Origin of the sequence: Curtobacterium sp. JUb34, from assembly GCF_003755065.1 — a bacterium.
Classification (GTDB): domain Bacteria; phylum Actinomycetota; class Actinomycetes; order Actinomycetales; family Microbacteriaceae; genus Curtobacterium.
Map to the genome: position 1 here is coordinate 97,879 of NZ_RJVH01000002.1, position 18,506 is coordinate 116,384.

17 protein-coding genes and 1 other RNA gene are annotated in these 18,506 nt (G+C 69.8%); 11 read left to right on the plus strand and 7 right to left on the minus strand.

Annotation, left to right across the window (positions count from 1 at the left end; genetic code table 11):
- Window positions 1–28 precede the first annotated feature (28 nt).
- Window positions 29–1,210 carry a cysteine desulfurase family protein gene (locus EDF63_RS06965; RefSeq protein ID WP_123313076.1) on the plus strand — a complete coding sequence of 394 codons (1,182 nt, stop codon included), beginning with the start codon at window positions 29–31 and terminating at the stop codon, window positions 1,208–1,210.
- 11 nt (window positions 1,211–1,221) lie between these two features.
- On the opposite strand, the gene EDF63_RS06970 is transcribed toward EDF63_RS06965, so the two are convergent.
- Genes EDF63_RS06970 through EDF63_RS06980 form a run of 3 tightly spaced genes read right to left on the minus strand, consistent with a single transcriptional unit; the run spans window position 1,222 to window position 4,006 of the window.
- Entirely contained in the window at window positions 1,222–2,352 is a 1,131-nt protein-coding gene (locus EDF63_RS06970; RefSeq protein ID WP_395871570.1) for a zinc-dependent alcohol dehydrogenase, read from the minus strand.
- Window positions 2,353–2,387: 35 nt separating this feature from the next.
- A complete protein-coding gene (locus EDF63_RS06975) occupies window positions 2,388–2,852 on the minus strand; it encodes a hypothetical protein (RefSeq protein WP_148061744.1) in 465 nt (154 codons plus the stop codon).
- Window positions 2,853–2,854: 2 nt separating this feature from the next.
- Window positions 2,855–4,006, minus strand: a complete 1,152-nt coding sequence (locus tag EDF63_RS06980; protein WP_123312312.1) for a glutathione-independent formaldehyde dehydrogenase — start codon at window positions 4,004–4,006, stop codon at window positions 2,855–2,857.
- Between the two features lie 348 nt (window positions 4,007–4,354).
- Here EDF63_RS06980 and EDF63_RS18870 point away from each other — a divergent pair, with 348 nt between their 5' ends.
- From EDF63_RS18870 to EDF63_RS07020, 8 genes are all read left to right on the plus strand, one after another.
- On the plus strand, window positions 4,355–5,245 hold the full coding sequence (locus tag EDF63_RS18870; RefSeq protein WP_260233006.1) for a response regulator transcription factor: 891 nt from the start codon (window positions 4,355–4,357) through the stop codon (window positions 5,243–5,245).
- A gap of 69 nt (window positions 5,246–5,314) precedes the next feature.
- Window positions 5,315–5,944, plus strand: a complete 630-nt coding sequence (locus EDF63_RS06990; RefSeq protein WP_123312313.1) for a DUF1345 domain-containing protein — start codon at window positions 5,315–5,317, stop codon at window positions 5,942–5,944.
- A gap of 134 nt (window positions 5,945–6,078) precedes the next feature.
- Window positions 6,079–7,188: a peptide chain release factor 2 gene (gene prfB / locus EDF63_RS06995; RefSeq protein ID WP_123312314.1), complete on the plus strand. Its 1,110-nt coding sequence runs from the start codon at window positions 6,079–6,081 to the stop codon at window positions 7,186–7,188.
- Between the two features lie 61 nt (window positions 7,189–7,249).
- Window positions 7,250–8,005 (plus strand): cell division ATP-binding protein FtsE, encoded by a 756-nt coding sequence (gene ftsE, locus EDF63_RS07000; protein ID WP_111086441.1) that lies wholly within the window; start codon window positions 7,250–7,252, stop codon window positions 8,003–8,005.
- A complete protein-coding gene (gene ftsX / locus EDF63_RS07005; RefSeq protein ID WP_123312315.1) occupies window positions 8,002–8,916 on the plus strand; it encodes a permease-like cell division protein FtsX in 915 nt (304 codons plus the stop codon). The genes ftsE and ftsX overlap by 4 nt, the downstream gene beginning before the upstream one ends.
- Window positions 8,917–9,005: 89 nt before the next feature.
- Window positions 9,006–9,482 carry an SsrA-binding protein SmpB gene (gene smpB, locus EDF63_RS07010; protein ID WP_123312316.1) on the plus strand — a complete coding sequence of 159 codons (477 nt, stop codon included), beginning with the start codon at window positions 9,006–9,008 and terminating at the stop codon, window positions 9,480–9,482.
- A gap of 101 nt (window positions 9,483–9,583) precedes the next feature.
- Window positions 9,584–9,960, plus strand: a transfer-messenger RNA (tmRNA) gene (gene ssrA / locus EDF63_RS07015).
- A 156-nt stretch (window positions 9,961–10,116) separates the two neighbouring features.
- Complete coding sequence (locus tag EDF63_RS07020; RefSeq protein ID WP_123312317.1) at window positions 10,117–10,926, plus strand: hypothetical protein; 810 nt, start codon at window positions 10,117–10,119, stop codon at window positions 10,924–10,926.
- A 45-nt stretch (window positions 10,927–10,971) separates the two neighbouring features.
- Here the strand turns inward: EDF63_RS07020 and EDF63_RS07025 are convergent, their stop codons facing one another.
- Complete coding sequence (locus EDF63_RS07025; RefSeq protein WP_148061745.1) at window positions 10,972–12,972, minus strand: acyltransferase family protein; 2,001 nt, start codon at window positions 12,970–12,972, stop codon at window positions 10,972–10,974.
- Window positions 12,973–13,201: 229 nt separating this feature from the next.
- Here EDF63_RS07025 and EDF63_RS07030 point away from each other — a divergent pair, with 229 nt between their 5' ends.
- Together EDF63_RS07030 and EDF63_RS07035 are read left to right on the plus strand one after the other, a co-directional pair.
- Complete coding sequence (locus EDF63_RS07030; protein ID WP_185021327.1) at window positions 13,202–14,359, plus strand: sensor histidine kinase; 1,158 nt, start codon at window positions 13,202–13,204, stop codon at window positions 14,357–14,359.
- 8 nt (window positions 14,360–14,367) lie between these two features.
- A complete protein-coding gene (locus EDF63_RS07035) occupies window positions 14,368–14,970 on the plus strand; it encodes a response regulator transcription factor (RefSeq protein WP_260233007.1) in 603 nt (200 codons plus the stop codon).
- Window positions 14,971–15,055: 85 nt separating this feature from the next.
- Here EDF63_RS07035 and EDF63_RS07040 read toward each other — a convergent pair whose 3' ends face one another.
- From EDF63_RS07040 to EDF63_RS07050, 3 genes are all read right to left on the minus strand, one after another.
- On the minus strand, window positions 15,056–15,619 hold the full coding sequence (locus tag EDF63_RS07040; RefSeq protein WP_123312321.1) for a heme-binding protein: 564 nt from the start codon (window positions 15,617–15,619) through the stop codon (window positions 15,056–15,058).
- Between the two features lie 101 nt (window positions 15,620–15,720).
- Window positions 15,721–17,028, minus strand: coding sequence for an LLM class flavin-dependent oxidoreductase (locus EDF63_RS07045; protein ID WP_123312322.1), 1,308 nt, complete (start codon window positions 17,026–17,028; stop codon window positions 15,721–15,723).
- 3 nt (window positions 17,029–17,031) lie between these two features.
- Window positions 17,032–18,429: an O-acetylhomoserine aminocarboxypropyltransferase/cysteine synthase family protein gene (locus tag EDF63_RS07050; protein ID WP_123312323.1), complete on the minus strand. Its 1,398-nt coding sequence runs from the start codon at window positions 18,427–18,429 to the stop codon at window positions 17,032–17,034.
- Window positions 18,430–18,506 lie beyond the last annotated feature (77 nt).

The window sequence follows — 18,506 nt, forward strand, 5'->3', positions numbered from 1 at the left end:
TGGACATCGCTCGTTCCAGGGGGTGCAGATGCCGGTCTACCTCGACCACGCCGCGACGACGCCGATCCTGCCGGAGGCGCTCGCCGCGTTCACCGACGCGCTCGGAACCGTCGGCAACCCGTCCTCGATCCACAGCGCCGGGCAGCGCGCGAAGATGCTGCTCGAGGACGGTCGCGCCGCCGTCGCCCGGTCGCTCGACGCGGACACCGTCGAGGTTGTGTTCACCTCCGGCGGCACCGAGAGCATCAACCTCGCCGTGAAGGGCCTCTTCTGGGCGCGCCAGCGCGACCGCGCCCGGCCCCGCATCGTGGTCCCCGGTGGCGAGCACCACGCCACCGTCGACACGCTGACCTGGTTGGAGGCGCACGAGGGCGCCGTCATCGACGTGGTCCCGTTGGACGCGCAGGGTCGCGTCGACCTCGCCGGACTGGAGGCACGACTCGCCTCCGCCGACGACGTCGCCCTGGTCACGTTCCTGTGGGCGAACAACGAGGTGGGCACCATCCAGCCCGTGTCCCGGATCGTGGATCTCGCGCACGCCGCCGGGGTGCCCGTGCACAGCGACGCCGTCGCCGCCTACGGCCAGGTGCCGGTGTCGTTCGCCGCGTCCGGCCTCGACGCCCTGAGCGTCTCCGCGCACAAGGTCGGCGGACCGGTCGGCATCGGTGCGCTGGTGCTCGGGCGGAAGGCCACCGTCGAGCCCCTCATCCACGGCGGCGGGCAGCAGCGGCAGGTCCGGAGCGGCACGCAGGACGCCCCCGCTGCCGCAGCGTTCGGGGTCGCTGCCACGATGGTCGCCGCCGAGCCGATGCCGCACCCGTCGCTCGTCGCCCTGCGCGACCGGCTCGTCGCCGGCGTCCGAGCAGCCGTGCCGTCCGCCGTGCTGATGGGGGACCCCGACGACCGGCTGCCCGGCAACGCGCACTTCACCTTCCCGGGCTGCGAGGGCGACTCGTTGCTGTTCCTGCTCGACGCGGCCGGGGTCGCCGTCTCGACCGGATCCGCGTGCCAGGCCGGCGTGCCCGAGGCGTCGCACGTGCTGCTCGCCATGGGGCTCTCCGAACAGGACGCCCGCGGTGCGCTCCGGATCACGCTGGGGCACACCTCGACCGACGCGGACGTCGACGCGTTCCTGGCGGCGTTGCCGGACGCCGTCGCCCGAGCAGGGGCGGCGGGCATGGCGTCGCGGGAGCCCCTGCTCGGGCGGTAGGTCCTCGGCGGTCAGGGTCGGAAGACCGCCCGCACGCACCCGTCGGTCTTCTCCTTGAACATGGCGTAACCGGCGGGACCGTCCGCGAGTGGCATGACGTGCGTGGCCAGGTGCTCCGTGACGATCTCGTCCCGCGCCATGCGTTCGAGGAGCATCGGGATGTACCGCTGCCCGTGCTGCTGAGCGGATCGGAGCGTGAGGCCCTTGTTCATGACCGCACCGAGCGGGAACTTGTCGACGAAGCCCCCGAAGACTCCGAGCACGAAGAGGCTGCCGCCCTTGCGTGCGGCGAAGATCGCCTCGCGGACGGCCGTCGGTCGGTCCGTCTGCAGTCGCAGCTGCTGCTTCAGCTGGTCGTAGGCGAAGTCAGGACCGTCGCGGTGTGCCTCCATCCCGACCGCCTCGATGCAGACGTCCGGGCCACGCCCTCCGGTCAGTTCGCGGAGCTCGGCCGTCACCTCGCTGGTCTCGTAGTTCAGGGTCTCGGCGCCGATGACCTGTTCGACCTGCGTCAGTCGCTCCTGGAAGCGGTCGATCACGATGACGCGTTCGGCGCCGAGCAGCAGCGACGCGCGCGCCGCCATCTGTCCGACGCCGCCGGCGCCCCAGACCGCGACGGTGTCGCCGGGCTGGACGCCCCCGAGGTCTGCTCCCATCCACCCCGTCGGAGCGGCGTCGGAAGCGAAGAGCGCCCGCTCGTCACTGACCCCGTCGGGAACCGTGAAGGCGCCCTGGTCCGCGTACGGCACCCGGATGTACTCGGCGTGACTGCCGGCCCAGCCGCCCAGTGCGTGCGAGTACCCGTAACAGCCGCCGGGGGCTTGACCCCAGAGCATCTCGGGGATGCCCGCGTTGGGGTTCCCGTTGTCACAGAGCGAGAAGAGCTCGTTTCGGCAGTACCAGCACTTCCCGCAGCTGATGAACGAGCAGACCACGACGCGGTCACCGACCGCGTGCTCGGTGACGGCCGACCCGACCTCGACGACCTCGCCGATGAACTCGTGTCCCAGCACGTCTCCTGCTCGCATGGTCGGGACGTAGCCACCGAGGAGGTGCAGGTCGGATCCGCAGGTCGTGCTCAGCGTCACCTTGACGATGGCGTCATGGGCGTTGAGGATCTCGGGATCGTCGACGTTCTCCACGGAGAGTTCGTTCACTCCGGTCCAGCACAGCGCCTTCACAGCACACCCTCGCCCTTCGCATCGTCTTCTGCTTCGTCGACCGCGCCGCCGAGCAGTGTGCGCGGACGGTCTCCGTGCGGTCTCGGGGTCGCACGCAGCACCTCGCCCGTCTCGAAGACCTGCTTGGCGTCGCGCAGCGCTGCCCGCAACGCCGTGTCCGGATCGCCGTCCACCCCGGTGTCCGCCCCCGCCCGGACCCGAGCGTGCACCTCGAACCCCTTGTCCCCGGGCGCCGGATCGATCCGGATCTCGAGCGACTCGGACAGACGCTCCAACGGCTCGGGGTACCCGCCGCGCTCGAAGTCCTGGGCCGCTCCCAGGATCGTGACCGCCTTCCACCCGTCCGGGTGTGCGCCGTCGCCGTCCGAACCCCGTTCCTTCTTCACCAGGGAGCGGGCGACGAGGCCCGCCGCGATCCCCGCGACGCCGACGCCGACTGCTGCGGCCACTCTGCCCGCCATGATCACACCGCCGTTCCGGGCTTGAGGACGACCTTGGTCCACCCGTCGTCCCGGTTGTCGAAGTGCTCGTAGGCATCTGGTGCCTGGTCGAGCGGCAACTCGTGACTGACGATGAACGACGGCGTCGCCTTGCCAGCGGCGATCAGGTCGCGGAGCCGTCGGTTGTACTTCTTGACGGGGGCCTGTCCGGTCCCCATGGTCTGGCCCTTGAACCAGTGCAGTCCCATGTCGAACGCGATCTGCCCCTGCTTCGCCAGTTCGTCGCCGGCGCCCGGGTCCTGCGGCACGAACACTCCGACCGTGCCGATCCGACCCGTGAACCGCACCGACTGCACCAGACGGTTGAGCGTGAGGTTCGGTTGCTCGTCACCACCGGGGTCGTGCGCCTGGTAGCCGACGCACTCGCACCCGTTGTCGGCGCCGAGCCCCATCGTCTCCTCGAGGACGGCCTGCACCGGGTCGACCTTCGAGTCGTCGATGGCGATCGCACCGATCGACTCCGCCAGCCGGAGTCGGTCCGGATGCCGATCGACGACCATGACCTTGCTCGCGCCCCGGATGGTGGCCGACAGGGCGGCCATCAGGCCGACCGGTCCGGCGCCGTAGACGACGGTCTGGTCGCCCGGTTGCACCCCCGCCATCTCGGTCGCGTGGTAGCCGGTCGGGAAGATGTCGGCCAGCATCACGTAGTCGGCGGACCGCTCCTCTGCGTCCTCTCCCAGTCGGAGACAGTTGAAGTCGCCCCACGGCACCCGCAGCAGTTCGGCCTGGCCGCCGGCCCACGGGCCCATGTCCGCGAACCCGTACGCCGCACCGGCCCACTCCGGGACGGGCTGCGCGGTCAGACAGTAGTTGGTCAGACCCCGCTCGCAGTTCTTGCAGTGCCCGCACGCCACGTTGAAGGGGAGGACGACGTGGTCCCCGACCGAGACCTTGTCGACGCCGTCGCCGACCTCGATCACCTCGCCCATGTTCTCGTGACCGAACCACCGTCCGGTCTCGAAGCTGGTGCGTCCTTCGTACATGTGGAGGTCCGACCCGCAGATGTTGGTCGTCGTGACGCGCACCAGCACGTCGGTGGGGCGTTCGATGCGCGCATCCGGTACGTCCTGCACCGTGACGCTGCGCGGCCCCTCGTAGACAACGGCTTTCATGTTCGTCTCCTCACGTGCGTGACGTGCCCTGGAACGCGTCGCGGGCCGGTTGACCACGCGGCACCCTCATGTCACGCCCCGCAGCACGGGAAGGCCATCGGCAGACATGCCCACGCGGCCTGCAGCGATCTGAGCGCCGCACCCCGCTCGGCGTGCTACACCGGGAACCGACGGTTTTCGGACAATCCTTCGATTCCCGCTGCCGATGGTCCTGAGGTGGTCGATCTCCGTGACACGCACTGCTGCACACCTGTTCGCCGAGATCACGGCGCGCCCCGGACCTGTCCACGACCGTGCCCAGGCACTGCTGGACGAACTGCACCACCACGCCCCTTCGACGGCGCGTGGATGGCGCTGGCCGATCGTGGCGGCACGGGGTACAGCGCCGTCGCGAGCACCGACCTCGATGCGGCGAGCGTCCGCTACCTGAGCGGTCCCCAGATGGCGCACGACATCGAGATGACCGGTGCCGATCGCGAACGGCCGCCCACCAGCTTGTCGGATCTGCCCTACGCGTCGGCGGACCTGCGGTCGTGGGCGGAGTGCCTGCTCCCCGCGGGGTTCCGCGAGGCGCTGTCGGTCGCGTTGTTCGAGGACGGGGGCCGGCACGTGGGCTTCATGACGGTCCTGTTCCGGAGTCCCGCTCCGCCGTCGCAGACCCTCCGCCGGCGACTCGCTCGACTCGTGCCGGAGCTCGCGTCGAGTATCGACCCGGTCCGGTCGGTCGCTGCGTCGGCAGCCTTCGTCAGCGGGGTCAGATCGGGCGTCGTGCTCCTCCCGGGCCACGGGGTCACCAGCATCCCCGGCCTGTCCGACGACGAACTCCTCACCACGGGTTCGGCGCTCGTCGCCGCGGCCAGGGACGCCATCGGCGACGGGCAGGACTACGCCTCGTTCCTGTGGCCGCGCGGACGACGGCAGTCGCGGGAGGGCTACGTCCGGGTGACGGTGCTCGCCTGCGAACGCGATCTCGAGGCGCTGGCCTGCGGGGTCGTCGTGCTCGCACCCGCCACCCACCTGCGGGGTCTCACGCCGCGGGAGCTCGAGGTGCTGGGCCACGTGATCGAGGGGTGCTCCAACCTCGAGATCGCCCGAGCGCTCGCCATCGCGCCCCGCACGGTGGCTGCGCACCTGGAGCACATCCTGTGCAAGCTCGACGCCACGTCGCGCACGCTCGCCGCCGTCCGCGCCGAGCGGGCCGGGCTCTACGTCCCCCTCGCGCGAGCCCGGCCCGGGTGAGCACCGCGGAGCGGTACCCGAGCACCTGCACGACAGCACGAGCAGAGCGTCGTCGAGAGAGGAACCGTCATGTCCCACTTGTCCGTGAAGGCCGGTGTCGCCGCGATCGTCGGCGGAGCAGCCGCGGTGATCGCCGCGCTCCTCGGTGTCCCCGAGCTGTCGCCCCTGCTGGGCTGGGCGATCGCCTCCGGGGTGTTCCTCGTCTGGGCGTGGTCCGAGGCCTGGCAGGCCGATCCCGAGCGCACCCGTTCCCTCGCTCGCCACGAGGACCGATCGCGGAAGCTCGTCGACGTGCTGGTCATCGCCGCGACGTTCCTCAGCCTGGTGCTGGTGATCTTCGCGCTCGTCCGCAGCCAGCAGAAGGACCCCGTCGGGTCCGCTGCGGCGATCCTCGCGGTGGTCGGCGTCGTGGCGGCGTGGGCCGTCATGAACACCGTCTTCGCCTTCAAGTACGCGCGCATGTACTACCTCGACGACAGCCACCGCTTCGACTTCGACCAGGACGAGGACCCGTCCTACAGTGACTTCGCCTACACGGCGTTCTTGATCGGGATGGCGTACAGCGCGAGCAACATCACCCAGTCGTCCACGCCCTCGCGTCGCATCGCCCTGGGCCACGCGCTGCTGTCCTACTTCTTCGGCACCTTCGTGGTCGCGGTCGCCATCAACCTCATCACCGGCCTCACCCAGGGAGGCTGAGGCCAGGGTGCCGGCGACCGCCGTGGTGCTGCGGAACGGGCTGGTCTCGACTCCGGGCGGGTAGCTCGACGGACCCGCACCGGGCCTCCCGGTCGGTCTGACGTGGCGGGCTCGCGGCGGTAGGATCGGTGACCATGGTCGAACTTGACTTCACCGAGCAGCTCTCCGCCCTCCGAGAGACCTTCGGCAACATCCGCTCGGTGGTCGACGTCGACCGCCTGCAGCGCGAGATCGCCGACCTCAGCGAGCAGGCGGGTGCCCAGGACCTCTGGGACGACGTCGAGCACGCGCAGCAGGTGACGAGCGCGCTCTCGCACCGCCAGTCGGAGCTGAAGAAGATCACCGACACCGAGCGACGCATCGACGACCTCGAGGTGCTCGTCGAGATGGCGAACGAGGGCGACGACCAGGACTCCGCCGACGAAGCCGTCGCGGAACTCAAGGCGATCCAGAAGACGATGGGCGACCTCGAGGTGCAGACGCTCCTCGACGGCGAGTACGACGACCGCCCCGCCGTGATCACCATCCGTGCCGGGGCCGGCGGCGTCGACGCCGCGGACTTCGCCGAGATGCTCATGCGCATGTACCTCCGGTACGCCGAGCAGCACGGCTACAAGACGACCGTGATGGAGACGTCCTACGCCGAGGAAGCGGGCATCAAGTCCGCCACCTTCGAGGTCGACGCGCCCCACGCGTTCGGCACCCTGTCGATCGAGGCCGGCACGCACCGACTCGTCCGCATGTCGCCGTTCGGTGCGGCGGGCAAGCGGCAGACCTCGTTCGCCGCGGTCGAGGTCATTCCGCTCATGCCGGAGACGATGGTCATCGACATCCCCGAGAACGACATCCGTGTCGACGTCTTCCGCTCGTCGGGCCCCGGTGGGCAGTCCGTCAACACGACCGACTCCGCGGTGCGCCTGACGCACATCCCGACCGGCACCGTCGTCTCGATGCAGAACGAGAAGTCGCAGATCCAGAACCGTGCGGCCGCCATGCGCGTGCTGCAGTCGCGCCTGCTCCTCCTGAAGAAGGAAGAGGAGAACGCGAAGAAGAAGGAGCTCGCCGGCAACATCACGGCGAGCTGGGGCGACCAGATCCGGTCCTACGTGCTGGCGCCGTACCAGATGGTCAAGGACCTGCGGAGCGAGCACGAGGTGAACAACCCCTCAGCCGTGTTCGACGGCGATCTGGACGGCTTCATCAACGCCGGCATCCGCTGGCGCAAGCAATCCGTCGACGCGTAGGGGTTCGTGAGCCGCGCGCCTGGCTTGTTTTCCGAGCGGGGCGACCTACCCTGATCCGGTCATGATCAAATTCGACCAGGTCACCAAGGTCTACTCGGGCAACCCGAGTCCGGCGCTCGACAACCTCACCCTCGAGATCCTCAAGGGCGAGTTCGTGTTCCTCGTGGGCGCCTCGGGTTCCGGCAAGTCCAGCTTCCTGCGCCTCGTGCTCAAGGAGGAGAAGCCCTCCCGCGGCCAGATCCACGTGCTCGGGCAGCGCCTCGGCTCGCTGGCGTCGCGGAAGGTCCCGTACTTCCGACGGAACCTCGGCGTCGTCTTCCAGGACTTCCGACTCCTGCCGAACAAGAACGTGTTCGACAACGTCGCGTTCTCGCTGCAGGTGATCGGCAAGAGCAAGGGCTTCATCAGCGAGGCCGTGACCGACGTGCTGAAGCTCGTCGGTCTCGCCGGCAAGGCGACCCGCATGCCGCACGAGCTCTCCGGTGGTGAGCAGCAGCGCGTCGCGATCGCCCGCGCCGTCGTCAACAAGCCGGCGATCCTGCTGGCGGACGAGCCCACCGGCAACCTGGACCCCACCACGTCCGCCGGCATCATGGCGCTCCTCGAACGCATCAACCAGGGAGGCACCACCGTGCTCATGGCGACGCACGACGCCAGCATCGTGAACCAGATGCAGCGTCGGGTCATCGAGCTGTCGAACGGCACCGTCCTGCGCGACGAGCAGTCCGGCGGCTACCAGACCCAGGCGGTCCCGATCCAGCGCGGCACCGTGTCGAACACCACCGGCATCCAGACCATCCCGGGGCTCATCCGATGAGGCTCGGACTCGTCATGTCCGAGGTCGGCTCGGGCCTGCGGCGCAACGCGTCGATGGTCGTCTCCGTCGTCCTCGTGACCTTCATCTCGCTCACCTTCGTGGGCACCGCGATCCTGCTGCAGATGCAGATCAACCAGATGAAGGGGTACTGGTACGACCGGGCCCAGGTCGCCGTCTACCTGTGCACCGACACCGACACCACCGGCAACTGCACGGGCGCGAAGGCGACCGAGGACCAGCGGAAGCAGGTCCAGGCCCAGCTCGACTCGTCGACCCTCAAGCCGTACATCGAGAAGACGTACTACGAGGACCAGGACCAGGCGTTCACCCGCTTCAAGGAGCAGTTCAAGGACTCCGCGGCGACCGAGTTCGTCAAGCCCGAGTACCTCAACGAGACCTTCTGGGTGAACCTGAAGAACCCGTCGCAGGCCGACGTCCTCGTCGAGAGCCTGTCGAAGGTCGCCGGCGTGCAGAGCGTCGTCGACCAACGCGGCTACCTGCAACCCATCTTCAACCTGCTGAACGCGTCGTCGTACACGGCGATCGGCATCGCGGCGCTCATGCTCGTCGCCGCCGTGCTCCTCATCGCGACCACGATCCGGTTGTCCGCGTTCAGTCGCAGGCGAGAGCTCGGCATCATGCGACTCGTCGGTGCGTCGAACCGGTTCATCCAGACGCCGTTCGTGCTCGAGGGGGTGATCGCCGCCGCCATCGGAGCCGTCCTGGCTGGTGGTGCCATCACCGCAGTGGTGTGGTTCTTCGTCCGGAACTTCCTGGCCGAGCGCTTCACCGGCACGGCCTTCATCGGCATGGGGGACGCGGCCATCGTGGTGCCGTCGGTGATCGTCATCGGGGTGCTGCTCGCCGCGGTGTCGGCGTCGATCGCCATCCGCCGCTACCTCAAGGTCTGACCCGGCGCGCCGGGAAGGTGCGGAGGGCCTCCGCTGTTGGGTAGTCTGTAGGGCTGCGCAATGCAGTGCCCGGTACGAGAGGAGTCGTCATGGCGAAGGAACGCGGTGAGAAGATCGTCGCGACGAACCGTCGCGCCCGACACGACTACCTCATCGAGGACACGTACGAGGCCGGCATGGTCCTGTCCGGCACCGAGGTGAAGTCCCTGCGCATGGGTCGTGCCTCGTTGGTCGACGGCTACGCCTACATCGACCGCGGCGAGGCCTGGATCGATGCCGTGCACATCCCCGAGTACACCGAGGGCACCTGGAACAACCACGCACCTCGGCGCAAGCGCAAGCTGCTCCTCCACAAGCAGCAGATCGTGAAGATCTCGCACAAGACCGCCCAGGGTGGCTACACGCTGGTGCCGTTGCAGATCTACTTCCACGACGGCCGAGCGAAGATCGAGATCGCCGTCGCGAAGGGCAAGCGCGAGTTCGACAAGCGTCAGGCCCTGCGTGAGAAGACCGACAAGCGTGAAGCCGAGCGGGCCATGCGCACGAAGAACCGGGTCGGCGAGTAGCGGCCTCCCACCTCGGTCAGCTAGACTGAGGGACTGCTCCGATCGGAGCAGTGGCAACACAACTCAACAGCGTGACAGCGGCTCGCACGTCCGGCCCGCATGGGGATGATCGGTTTCGACATTGCCTGTGTGCCGACGGGAAGCGGGCCGAGGACCCACGGTTATCTCGTCAACGATCCGTGGAAAACAACAAGTGCCAATTCCAAGCGCACTGACTTCGCTCTCGCTGCGTAAGCAGCCCAGCACATGAAGTCCGTCGGCCAGGTGACCGTCCCCTAACCTGATCCCGGCGTCATCTAGAGGACTTGCTGCACGGTTGCGCCTCAGGGCCGTGCGGGACTTGCACTGAGACTGGGCCCGTCGTCCTAGAAGCCGGTAGCAAAGGACGGGGCCGAGCAGAACGAACTATCCGGATACGCCCGTAGAAGACGTCGAATTGCAGCGATGGACGGGGGTTCGATTCCCCCCATCTCCACCATTCGCCGGTCGTCGAGCCGCTGTCACCGTTGACCGAACGCCCCGTCACCGTCCCTGGACGATGCCGGGGCGTTCGCTGCTCGGCCACCTCACGGGACTACGATCCGGTGCAGGCGCAGGGACACGCCCGCGTCGACCCCGAACGGAAGGCCCCCACGTGGTGCAGGAGATCGCGATCCGAGTCCGTCTGCGCGAGCAGGAGCGAGTGGTACTCGCCGACTACGAGCGGATCGTCGGGTCCGTCGCCACGGTCGCGGCCCTCGCCGCCTGGCTGCCCACACCCGACGCCCGCCTGGTCGTCCGTGGCCGGGGTGCCGAACCGGTTCGCCTCGAGACCGTCACGTACGGGTCGGTCGTCGAGATGCTCGTCGTGCTCGACCAGCGTTCGGCCGCCGTCGAGCGGGGTGCCGCCGCGATCGCCGCCCTGATCGAGTCGGTGCGGCACGAGCACGTCGCCGACAACGTCGCCGGAGTGGCCGGTGAACTCGACCGCCTGGACCGCGCCGCACCGCGCGGCCGGTCGGTCGTCGAGCGCACCCTCCGCACGTTCCTCGAAGGTGCCCGAGCCGACGTGCTCGCCCGGAAGACGACGACGAGGGTCCGTACCGCACAGGCGCTGCTGCGACTCGCCGAGGACGACGCCGTGCTCACCGTGGAGCGGGTGACCGACCCGCTCGCGCCGGTGCTCGAGGAACACGCGGTCGACGTCGAGCTCGACACGGGCTCCGCCGTGGTCGTCGAGCCGATCGACGGGGTCGCGTCGCCGGAGCAGGCGCCGGTCCTGCCGTTGCCCTCGGCCCGGGTGAAGCCGGAGCAGCAGAAGGACGACGACAAGGAGAAGTCGTCCAAGAAGAAGGACCAGAAGAAGTCGTCCAAGAAGAAGGACGACGCCAAGAAGAAGTCGGACAAGAAGAAGTCGGACAAGAAGGGCGACAAGAAGAAGCAGAAGAGCGCGAAGGGCCGGTGAGGCGGCGAGCGTCGCGGGGCAGTTCGACGCGACGCTGGCGGATGATCACTCGATCGCGAGTGCCGGCCGGAACAAGGGTGCCAGCATCCCGCTGTACTCCGGGGAGATGTGCAGGCCGTCGCGGTACAGCCAGGTTCCGTTCCGGAACGTGGAACAGACGCCATCGCGACAGATGTCCGCGAGCAGGTCGATCTGGCCTGCCCCGGTCGTCCGGATGGCCTCGGTCTCCGCGGTACGGATGGCGTGCTGGCGATCGCGCACCGATCTCTCACTGATGGTGATCCCGCACGCAGCCGGGTCCGTGAACGCCACGGCGTTCTGGCACTCGACCGGGTGCCACCAATCGCGTTGCGCACCCGGGAAGTGCGGCAGCGTCCTGATGAGGACGACGTCGAACCCTGAGCGCTGGAGATCCTCGATCCGCTGGGCCAGGCGTTCCGCCCAGACAGCCGACTTGGCCGCCGTCGTGCGCGCCACCGAGCCGTCGCCGGCCCGGAACGTGTCATCGGCGGCCAGCACCATCTCACTGGACGCGGCGATGAGGACCGTGCCGCGCGGCTGTGACCGCAACCACGATGTGGTGTCCTCGACGTAGCGTGCGCACTCGGCGCCCTTCGATGCGTCGGAGGCGCGCTGCAGTCCGATGTCGAGGAAGGGACATCCGCCCCAGGTCGCGACGACGAGCCGTCGGTCCTCGCCGACAGCTGCCGATCTCGCGGCCTCGGTGAACTGTTGGGCGTTGGAGTCGCCGAGCAGGTACACCGGTCGGCCGTCGGCGGGCCCCCAGGTGCACGGGCCGAGGTCACGCTGAGAGACCGGAGTGGTCGACAGGCACTCGTTGTAGCTGATCGGTCGGGCCAGCAGCTGGTCAGCGGCGCTCGCGAGCTTCGGATCGCCCCACGACGTGAGTGCGCCCCCGAGGACGAGGACGCTCGCAGTGCTGCCGGCCACGACTGCGATCACCGGTGCGCGCAGCGAGCGGCGCGCCGACGTGACCGTTCGGCCACGGAACGGGGTCTCGACGAATCGGTGGGTGAGCGCAGCCAGTGCGAGTGCGAGGGCGATGGCGCCGAGGACTGCACCCTGCTGGCCGGGCCAGAGGCGCCACGCGAAGACGAGCAGCGGCCAGTGCCAGAGGTAGAGCGAGTACGAGACGTCACCGAGCCACGCGAGCGGGCGTTGCGCGAGCAGTCCGGACACCGGATTGTGACGTGCTCCGCCGGCGAGCACGAGGGCAGTCCCTGTGACGGGCAGGAGTGCCGCGGTGCCGGGGTACGCGCCGCCCGGCTCGATCCAGATGGCCGAAGCCGCGATGAGGATCAGTCCGAGGGCGACGGCGACCGGGTGCACCGCGTGCCACCGCGCTCGTGCAGACCACAGCGCGAGCGCGGCGCCGACGGCGAACTCCCACGCTCGCGTCGGTGTCATGTAGAACGCGAACTGCGACGGGTTGGCGATGCCGGGCAGCACCGCCGAGAAGGAGAACACCAGCGAGACCGAGAACGAGACGACGGCGACCACTGTGATGCACCAGAACAGCGTGCTCCGTCGAGATCGTCCCACTCGCCACGCGACGCAGAGCAGGAGCGGGAACAGGACGTAGAACTGTTCCTCGACACCGAGGGACCAGGTGTGCAGGAAGGGGTTCGACTGCACGTGTTCGCTGAAGTAGTCCGCCGAGATGAAGTACAGCGCGATGTTGGACATCCCCAGTGCGGCCGCGACCCCCGTGCCGGCCGACTGCTGTTGTGTGCCGAAGGGCGAGAGCAGGAGGGCGGTGCCGATCGCGGTGACGGCGAGGACGACACCCGCGGCCGGCAGGAGGCGATTGGCTCGTCGGATGGAGAACCTGCGGAGTGAGAAGCCCGCATCACTGGCGAGGTCCCTGACGACCATCGAGGTGATGACGAACCCGGAGATGACGAAGAACACGTCGACCCCGACGAACCCACCGGGCAGGGCGAGTTTCGCGTGTTCGATGACCACCAACGCGACGGCCACACCGCGGAGTCCCTGGACGTCGAGGCGAAGACCCTTGTGCTGCATCACATCAGAATATCAGATGTGATGCAATGAACTCTCGTCCGGTGACTCCGCCAGAGGTCGAGCAGGTTTGCCCGGACGCCCCGGCGCCGTACGCCCGCCGCAGGAGTCCGCGGAGCCGGAGCACCGGCACGAGGTCGAGGAGACGAACGTGGTGGAGCCGGCTCGCTCCCTGGCCTGCGCGGGGAGCGACCCCAGCAGATCAGCGGCCCGCGGTCTCTACCATGGTGCCGTGCCCCAGGTCCCACCCACCGAGCGCCGGCGAAGGCTGCTCCGTGCCGTCGAGCGTCACTCGGGCGCACTCGCCGCCGCCGCGCTCGCGATCGTCACCGCGATCGGGACCCTCCGGTACCACGCCGTCCACGCCGGCGACCCGGGCCACCTGAGGGTGGTCGTGCTCGGCGTGCTCCTGACGGCGGGTTCGGCGGCGACCGCGGTGCTGCCGCGGCGGGCACGGGTGCGCGAGCCGGCCGCGGTGACGCTCGCGCTCGTCGCCGTCGTCCTCGTCCTCGTCGCCCCGAGTGCCGCGTGGAGCGTGGTGCCGCTCGTGGTCCTGCTGCAGACGACCGTGCGCGTGGTGCCGGCGACCCTGGCGAGCGGCGCGGCCATCGTCGCTGCAGCGGCCTCGGTGCCGCGACTGACCGGGAGCCACGACCCCGGGCTCGTGGCCGGTTGCCTGCTCGCCGGGCTGGTCTTCCTGGCGGCGATCGTCCTGTCACGGTCGGCGCTCCGTGAGCGTTCCACGTCGGTCCGTCAGCTCGTCGCGACCCGGGCTCGACTCGTGGACAGCGAGCGGCGGGCGAGTGCTCTCGGGGAACGGCAGCACGTCGCCGCCGAACTGCACGACACGGTCCTGCAGTCCGTCGCCGGGGTGCTCCTGCTCACCGAGGCCGCCGAACGGTCCGGGGACGACGGGCTCGCTCGGGACGCCCGCCGTGCGCTGCGCTCCGCTGTCGCGCAGACCCGCACGCTGGTCGACGACCTGGGGTCCGGGTCGGACGACGAGGTCGACCTCGCGAGCGATTCGGCGGAGGCCGCCGCACGGGTCGGTGCGGGCTGGTCGACGACGGGGGAACCGCAGCCGCTCTCACCGTTGCGGGCGCTCGCGCTGCTCCGGACGGCCCAGGGGGCACTCGGCAACGCCGAGCGGCACGCGGACGCGACGACGATCACACTCGAGCTCCGGTACGGGGCGGATTCCGTCGTGATCGTGGTCTCCGACGACGGAGTCGGCTTCGACGTGGAGGCCGAGGTCGTGGCGGGCCCGGACGGCGGGCACGGCCTCGCGATCATGCGACGTCGGCTCGCGGCCGTCGGGGGAGCGCTCGACGTCCGATCGGACGACCACGGAACCGTCCTGACCGCGACGGTGCCGGTGGCGGAACGATGATCCGCGTCGTGCTCGTCGACGACCACCCGATGCTCCGGACCGGTGTCGCGGCCGTCCTGGGGACCTACCCCGGCATCGAGGTCGTCGGCTCGACCGGCGATCCGGACGCCGTCGTGTCCCTGGTGGAGGCGACGTCGGCGGACGTCGTGGTGCTCGACCTGGGGCTCGGTTCGCGGAACGGCGGTGACCTGCTGCCCGAGCTCGTGCAGCGCACCCGCGTGCTGGTGTTCACCGCGACGGGCACCGACGTGGCCATCATGCGCGCACTCGATGCGGGCGCGACCGGGTACCTGCTCAAGGACGCCTCGGCTGACGAGCTGTCGGCGGGCATCACGGCCGCGGCGACCGGCACCGCGGTCTACGCCGCGGCGGTCGCAGAACGCATGCTCGACCGTGGACGTCGTCCGGACGAGACCCTGACGCCGAGGGAACTCGACGTGCTGGAGCTCCTCGGTGAGGGGCTGACGAACCGGGTCATCGCCGAGCGGCTGTTCATGAGCGAGTCGACCGTCAAGACCCACCTGATCCGGGTGTTCGCCAAACTCGGCGTGGACGGGCGAGCGGGTGCGGTGGCGGAGGCCACGCGCCGCGGGATCATCGCACTGACGTGATGTGACGCGACGCGACGGCAGCGGAGCGACCACGTGGTCGCTCCGCTGCCGATGAGGTCCGGACCCCGGGGTCAGTGAGCAGGCGTCACTTCGAGATCGCGTCGAGGCCGGCCTGCGCGTACTGCTCGTCCTGGTCACCGGACGGGGCGCCGCCGACGCCGATGCCGCCGATCGAGGCGTCGCCGTCCTTGACGGACACGCCACCGCCGAGGAACAGGGTGCCGGGCAGGTCCCTCAGGCCCGCGTTGTCGCCCGTGGCACGCTTCGCGAGCTCCGAGGTGGCCGCACCGAACGCGGCGGCCGTGTACGCCTTCTCACGGGAGGCCTTGATCGTGTGCGACGCCGCGTTCTCACCGCGGACGAACGCCTGGAGCTGTCCGTTGCGGTCGACGACCGAGACGCTGACGAAGCCGGCGCCGTCCTCCTGCGCCGCCGCGAGCGCTGCCGAAGCGGCCTGCATCGCCTCGGTGGAGCCGAGACGCTTCGATTCGACGACGGCCTTGCCGCTGACGGACGCGGCGGTCTGCACCGAGGCGGTCTGCGCCGCGGCGGACGTCCGGTCACCGACGGTGATCGACGCGCCGGCGGTGACACCGGCGACGGCGAGTGCCGCGGCGGTCGTGGCGATGAGGGTGTGGGAGAGACGCATGGGGGCGACCTTTCGTTCGTCGTTGTGCTGCAAGCCTCCCTCCGGGGGACATGTCGGCACATCGACCGTTTGGGCAGCGGATGCGCACCGAACGGTTGACGTCAGAAATCGAACAGGTTCGCCCGGATGCCCCCGGCGCCGTACTCCCGCCGCAGGAGCCCACGGCGTCGGAGCCTCGGCACGAGGTCGCCGAGCATCCGGTGGATCTGCGCCGGGTGCAGGTCACCCGAGAAGATGATGCCGTCGTTGTCGGCGTCCGACCCGAGCTCCTCGATGAAGTCCGCGAACTCGTCGGCGGTCCCGACGAAGCCCTCGCGCGAGGACACCCGCCCCTTGCGGGCCTTGCGCTCCAGGAGCGAGCGCAGGGGAGCGTCCGGGGTGTCGCCGAGCAGTCCGCGGATCGTGCCGGCGGACACGTGGTCGCCGAAGGTACGGTCCGGCACGGGCGCGTCGAGGTCGAGCGCGAGCAGGTCGGTCTCGGAGTCGCTCGACCACGCGATCGCCGCGGTCCGGAGGTCGTCGTCGGACGGGTGCCGGGACGCCTCGACGATCCGATCGGCCTCGTCGGGCGACGACACGATCTCGGGCTTGAGGACGAACAGGATCCGCAAGTCGGCGGCGGTGCGTCCGGCGGCCTGCGCTGCGCTGATCACGCGATCGCGGTAGTCCGACACCGCGGCGGCCGACAGCGGTGCGAGCGCGAGCTGCACGTCCGAGTGGGTCCCGGCGAACGCGAGGCCGCGACCGGAGCCTCCGGGGGAGACGACCACCGGGTCGGAGTCGAGCGGCAGCGCGTTGAGCGGGCCGTCGGCGGTGAAGTACGCGCCCTCGTGGTGGAACGCGTCGAGTTCGTCGCCGTCGGCGAAGTGCCAGTCCGAGGGATCCCCGACGTGTCCGTCGGGCCCCCACGAGTGCCAGAGTCGGCGGAGCAGCGTGAGCCACTCCTCGGCACGGTCGTACGCCTGGTCGTGCGGCAGCGGTGGCAGACCGGCGTGCCGGGCACTGCCGACGTCGGTCACGACGTTGATGCCGAGGCGTTCCGACGACAGGTGCGCCAACGTGGCGAACTGTCGCGCCGCCAGGTACGGCGGGGTGAACCCGGCGTTCACGGTCGGCGCGATGCCGATGTGCGAGGTCGCGGCGAACAGGTACGGCGCGAGCAGCAGCGGGTCGTGCTTCGGGCCGCCGTACGCCTGGCGGATGCGCAGGTCGAGCGTCGACGGGTTGCCGAGGGAGATGGCGTCCTCGGCGATGACCAGGTCCATGCCAGCCTGCTCGAGCGTGCGGACGGACTGCTGGTACAGGTCGGGCTTGGTCCAGCCGTGCCCCCAGTCCCAGTCCGAGCGCCCCCACGCCTGCGGGCCGAACCCGCGCGAGAAGAAGTAGCCGAAGTGTTGCGGTCGTGCCATCGTCTAGAGCTCCTCGGAGATCACGTGCGTGCCCGGGACCGAGTGTTCCAGGGACGCACGCTCCGCGTCGGACGCGCCACGGGCCTCCAGGCCAACGCTGCCGTCTGCGGAACGCAACGCGGCGAACCCGCGTTCCAGGTCGCGGAGCAGGTCCGCGACGTCCTCGATGCCGACCGACAGTCGGATCAGGCCGTCGTCGATGCCCTGGTCGGCGCGCTCCGCGGCGGTCTTGCCGGCGTGCGTCGTCGTCGCGGGGTGCAGGATCAGCGAGCGGACGTCGCCCAGGTGGGTCATCCGGCTGAACAGCTGGACGCTGTCGATGAAGGTGTGCGCGGCGGCTTCGCCGCCCGCCAGCGTGAACGCGAAGACGGAGCCGGCACCACGCGGCAGGTAGCGCTGGGCGAGGTCGTGGAACGGACTGGAGGCCAGACCCGCGTGGTCGACGCTCGTCACCTCCGGCTGTGCTTCCAACCACTGCGCCACCGCCAGCGCGTTCGCGCTGTGGCGTTCCACGCGCAGGCTCAGCGTCTCGATGCCCTGGCGGATCAGGAACGCGTTGAACGGCGACGGGGTGGGGCCGATGCGCGAGGCGACGACGTCGCGCGCGAAGACGACGAACGCGCGGTTGCCGTAGCGCTCGACGTAGCTCTCGCCGCCGAGCGACCGCTCCGGGCTGGTGAGGTGCTGCCAGCGCTCGGGGGAGGCGGACCAGTCGAACGTGCCGCCGTCGACGACCACGCCGCCCAGTCCCGCGCCGTGACCGGAGAGGAACTTCGACGCCGAGTGGATGACGATGTCGGCGCCGTGCTCGACCGGCCGGACCAGGTACGGCGTCGCCAGGGTGTTGTCGACGATCAGGGGGACCCCGGCACGGTGGGCGGTGTCGGCGACGCCGGTGATGTCGAGGACGTCGTTCTTCGGGTTCGGGATCGTCTCGGCGAAGAACGCCTTGGTGTTCGGGCGGACCAGGCGCGCCCACTCGTCGAGGTCGCGCTGGTCGGCGACGAAGTCGACCTCGATGCCGAGGCGGCCGAGGTTCTGCACGAGGAGCCCCTTGGTGCCCTCGTAGATGCTGCGGGCGGCGAGGACGTGGTCGCCGGCCTGCAGGAGCCCGAGGAACGCGATGGTGGCTGCCGCCTGTCCGCTGCCGACCAGGATCGCCTCGACGCCGCGCTCGAGCAGGGCGACGCGGCGCTCGACGTCGGCGTTCGTCGGGTTGCCGAGGCGGGTGTAGGTGTAGCCGTCCTCGGTGCCGGCGAAGCGGTCGCGCGCCTGGTCGAAGTCGTCGAAGAGGAAGCCGGAGGACATGTGGATGGCGGGGATCCGTGCGCCGTGCCCGGCATCGGGCACGAAGCCGCCGTGCACCTGTTCGGTCGAGAAACCGTGATCGTCGTTCGCCATGGGACACCTCCGGGAGTCGTCTGGCGGTAGCCTCGCAGCCTTCGCCGTGCGGACAGGCGATTGCGGCGTTCCGTTAC

Coding starts and splice junctions, on each gene's coding strand:
- EDF63_RS07050 (WP_123312323.1), bottom strand. CDS start 18,429: ATGGCGAACGACGATCACGGTTTCTCGACCGAACAGGTGCACGGCGGC.
- EDF63_RS07045 (WP_123312322.1), bottom strand. CDS start 17,028: ATGGCACGACCGCAACACTTCGGCTACTTCTTCTCGCGCGGGTTCGGC.
- ftsX (WP_123312315.1), top strand. CDS start 8,002: ATGAGGCTCGGACTCGTCATGTCCGAGGTCGGCTCGGGCCTGCGGCGC.
- EDF63_RS06980 (WP_123312312.1), bottom strand. CDS start 4,006: ATGAAAGCCGTTGTCTACGAGGGGCCGCGCAGCGTCACGGTGCAGGAC.
- smpB (WP_123312316.1), top strand. CDS start 9,006: ATGGCGAAGGAACGCGGTGAGAAGATCGTCGCGACGAACCGTCGCGCC.
- ftsE (WP_111086441.1), top strand. CDS start 7,250: ATGATCAAATTCGACCAGGTCACCAAGGTCTACTCGGGCAACCCGAGT.
- prfB (WP_123312314.1), top strand. CDS start 6,079: ATGGTCGAACTTGACTTCACCGAGCAGCTCTCCGCCCTCCGAGAGACC.
- EDF63_RS06965 (WP_123313076.1), top strand. CDS start 29: ATGCCGGTCTACCTCGACCACGCCGCGACGACGCCGATCCTGCCGGAG.
- EDF63_RS07040 (WP_123312321.1), bottom strand. CDS start 15,619: ATGCGTCTCTCCCACACCCTCATCGCCACGACCGCCGCGGCACTCGCC.
- EDF63_RS06990 (WP_123312313.1), top strand. CDS start 5,315: ATGTCCCACTTGTCCGTGAAGGCCGGTGTCGCCGCGATCGTCGGCGGA.
- EDF63_RS07025 (WP_148061745.1), bottom strand. CDS start 12,972: ATGCAGCACAAGGGTCTTCGCCTCGACGTCCAGGGACTCCGCGGTGTG.
- EDF63_RS18870 (WP_260233006.1), top strand. CDS start 4,355: ATGGCGCTGGCCGATCGTGGCGGCACGGGGTACAGCGCCGTCGCGAGC.
- EDF63_RS06975 (WP_148061744.1), bottom strand. CDS start 2,852: ATGGCGGGCAGAGTGGCCGCAGCAGTCGGCGTCGGCGTCGCGGGGATC.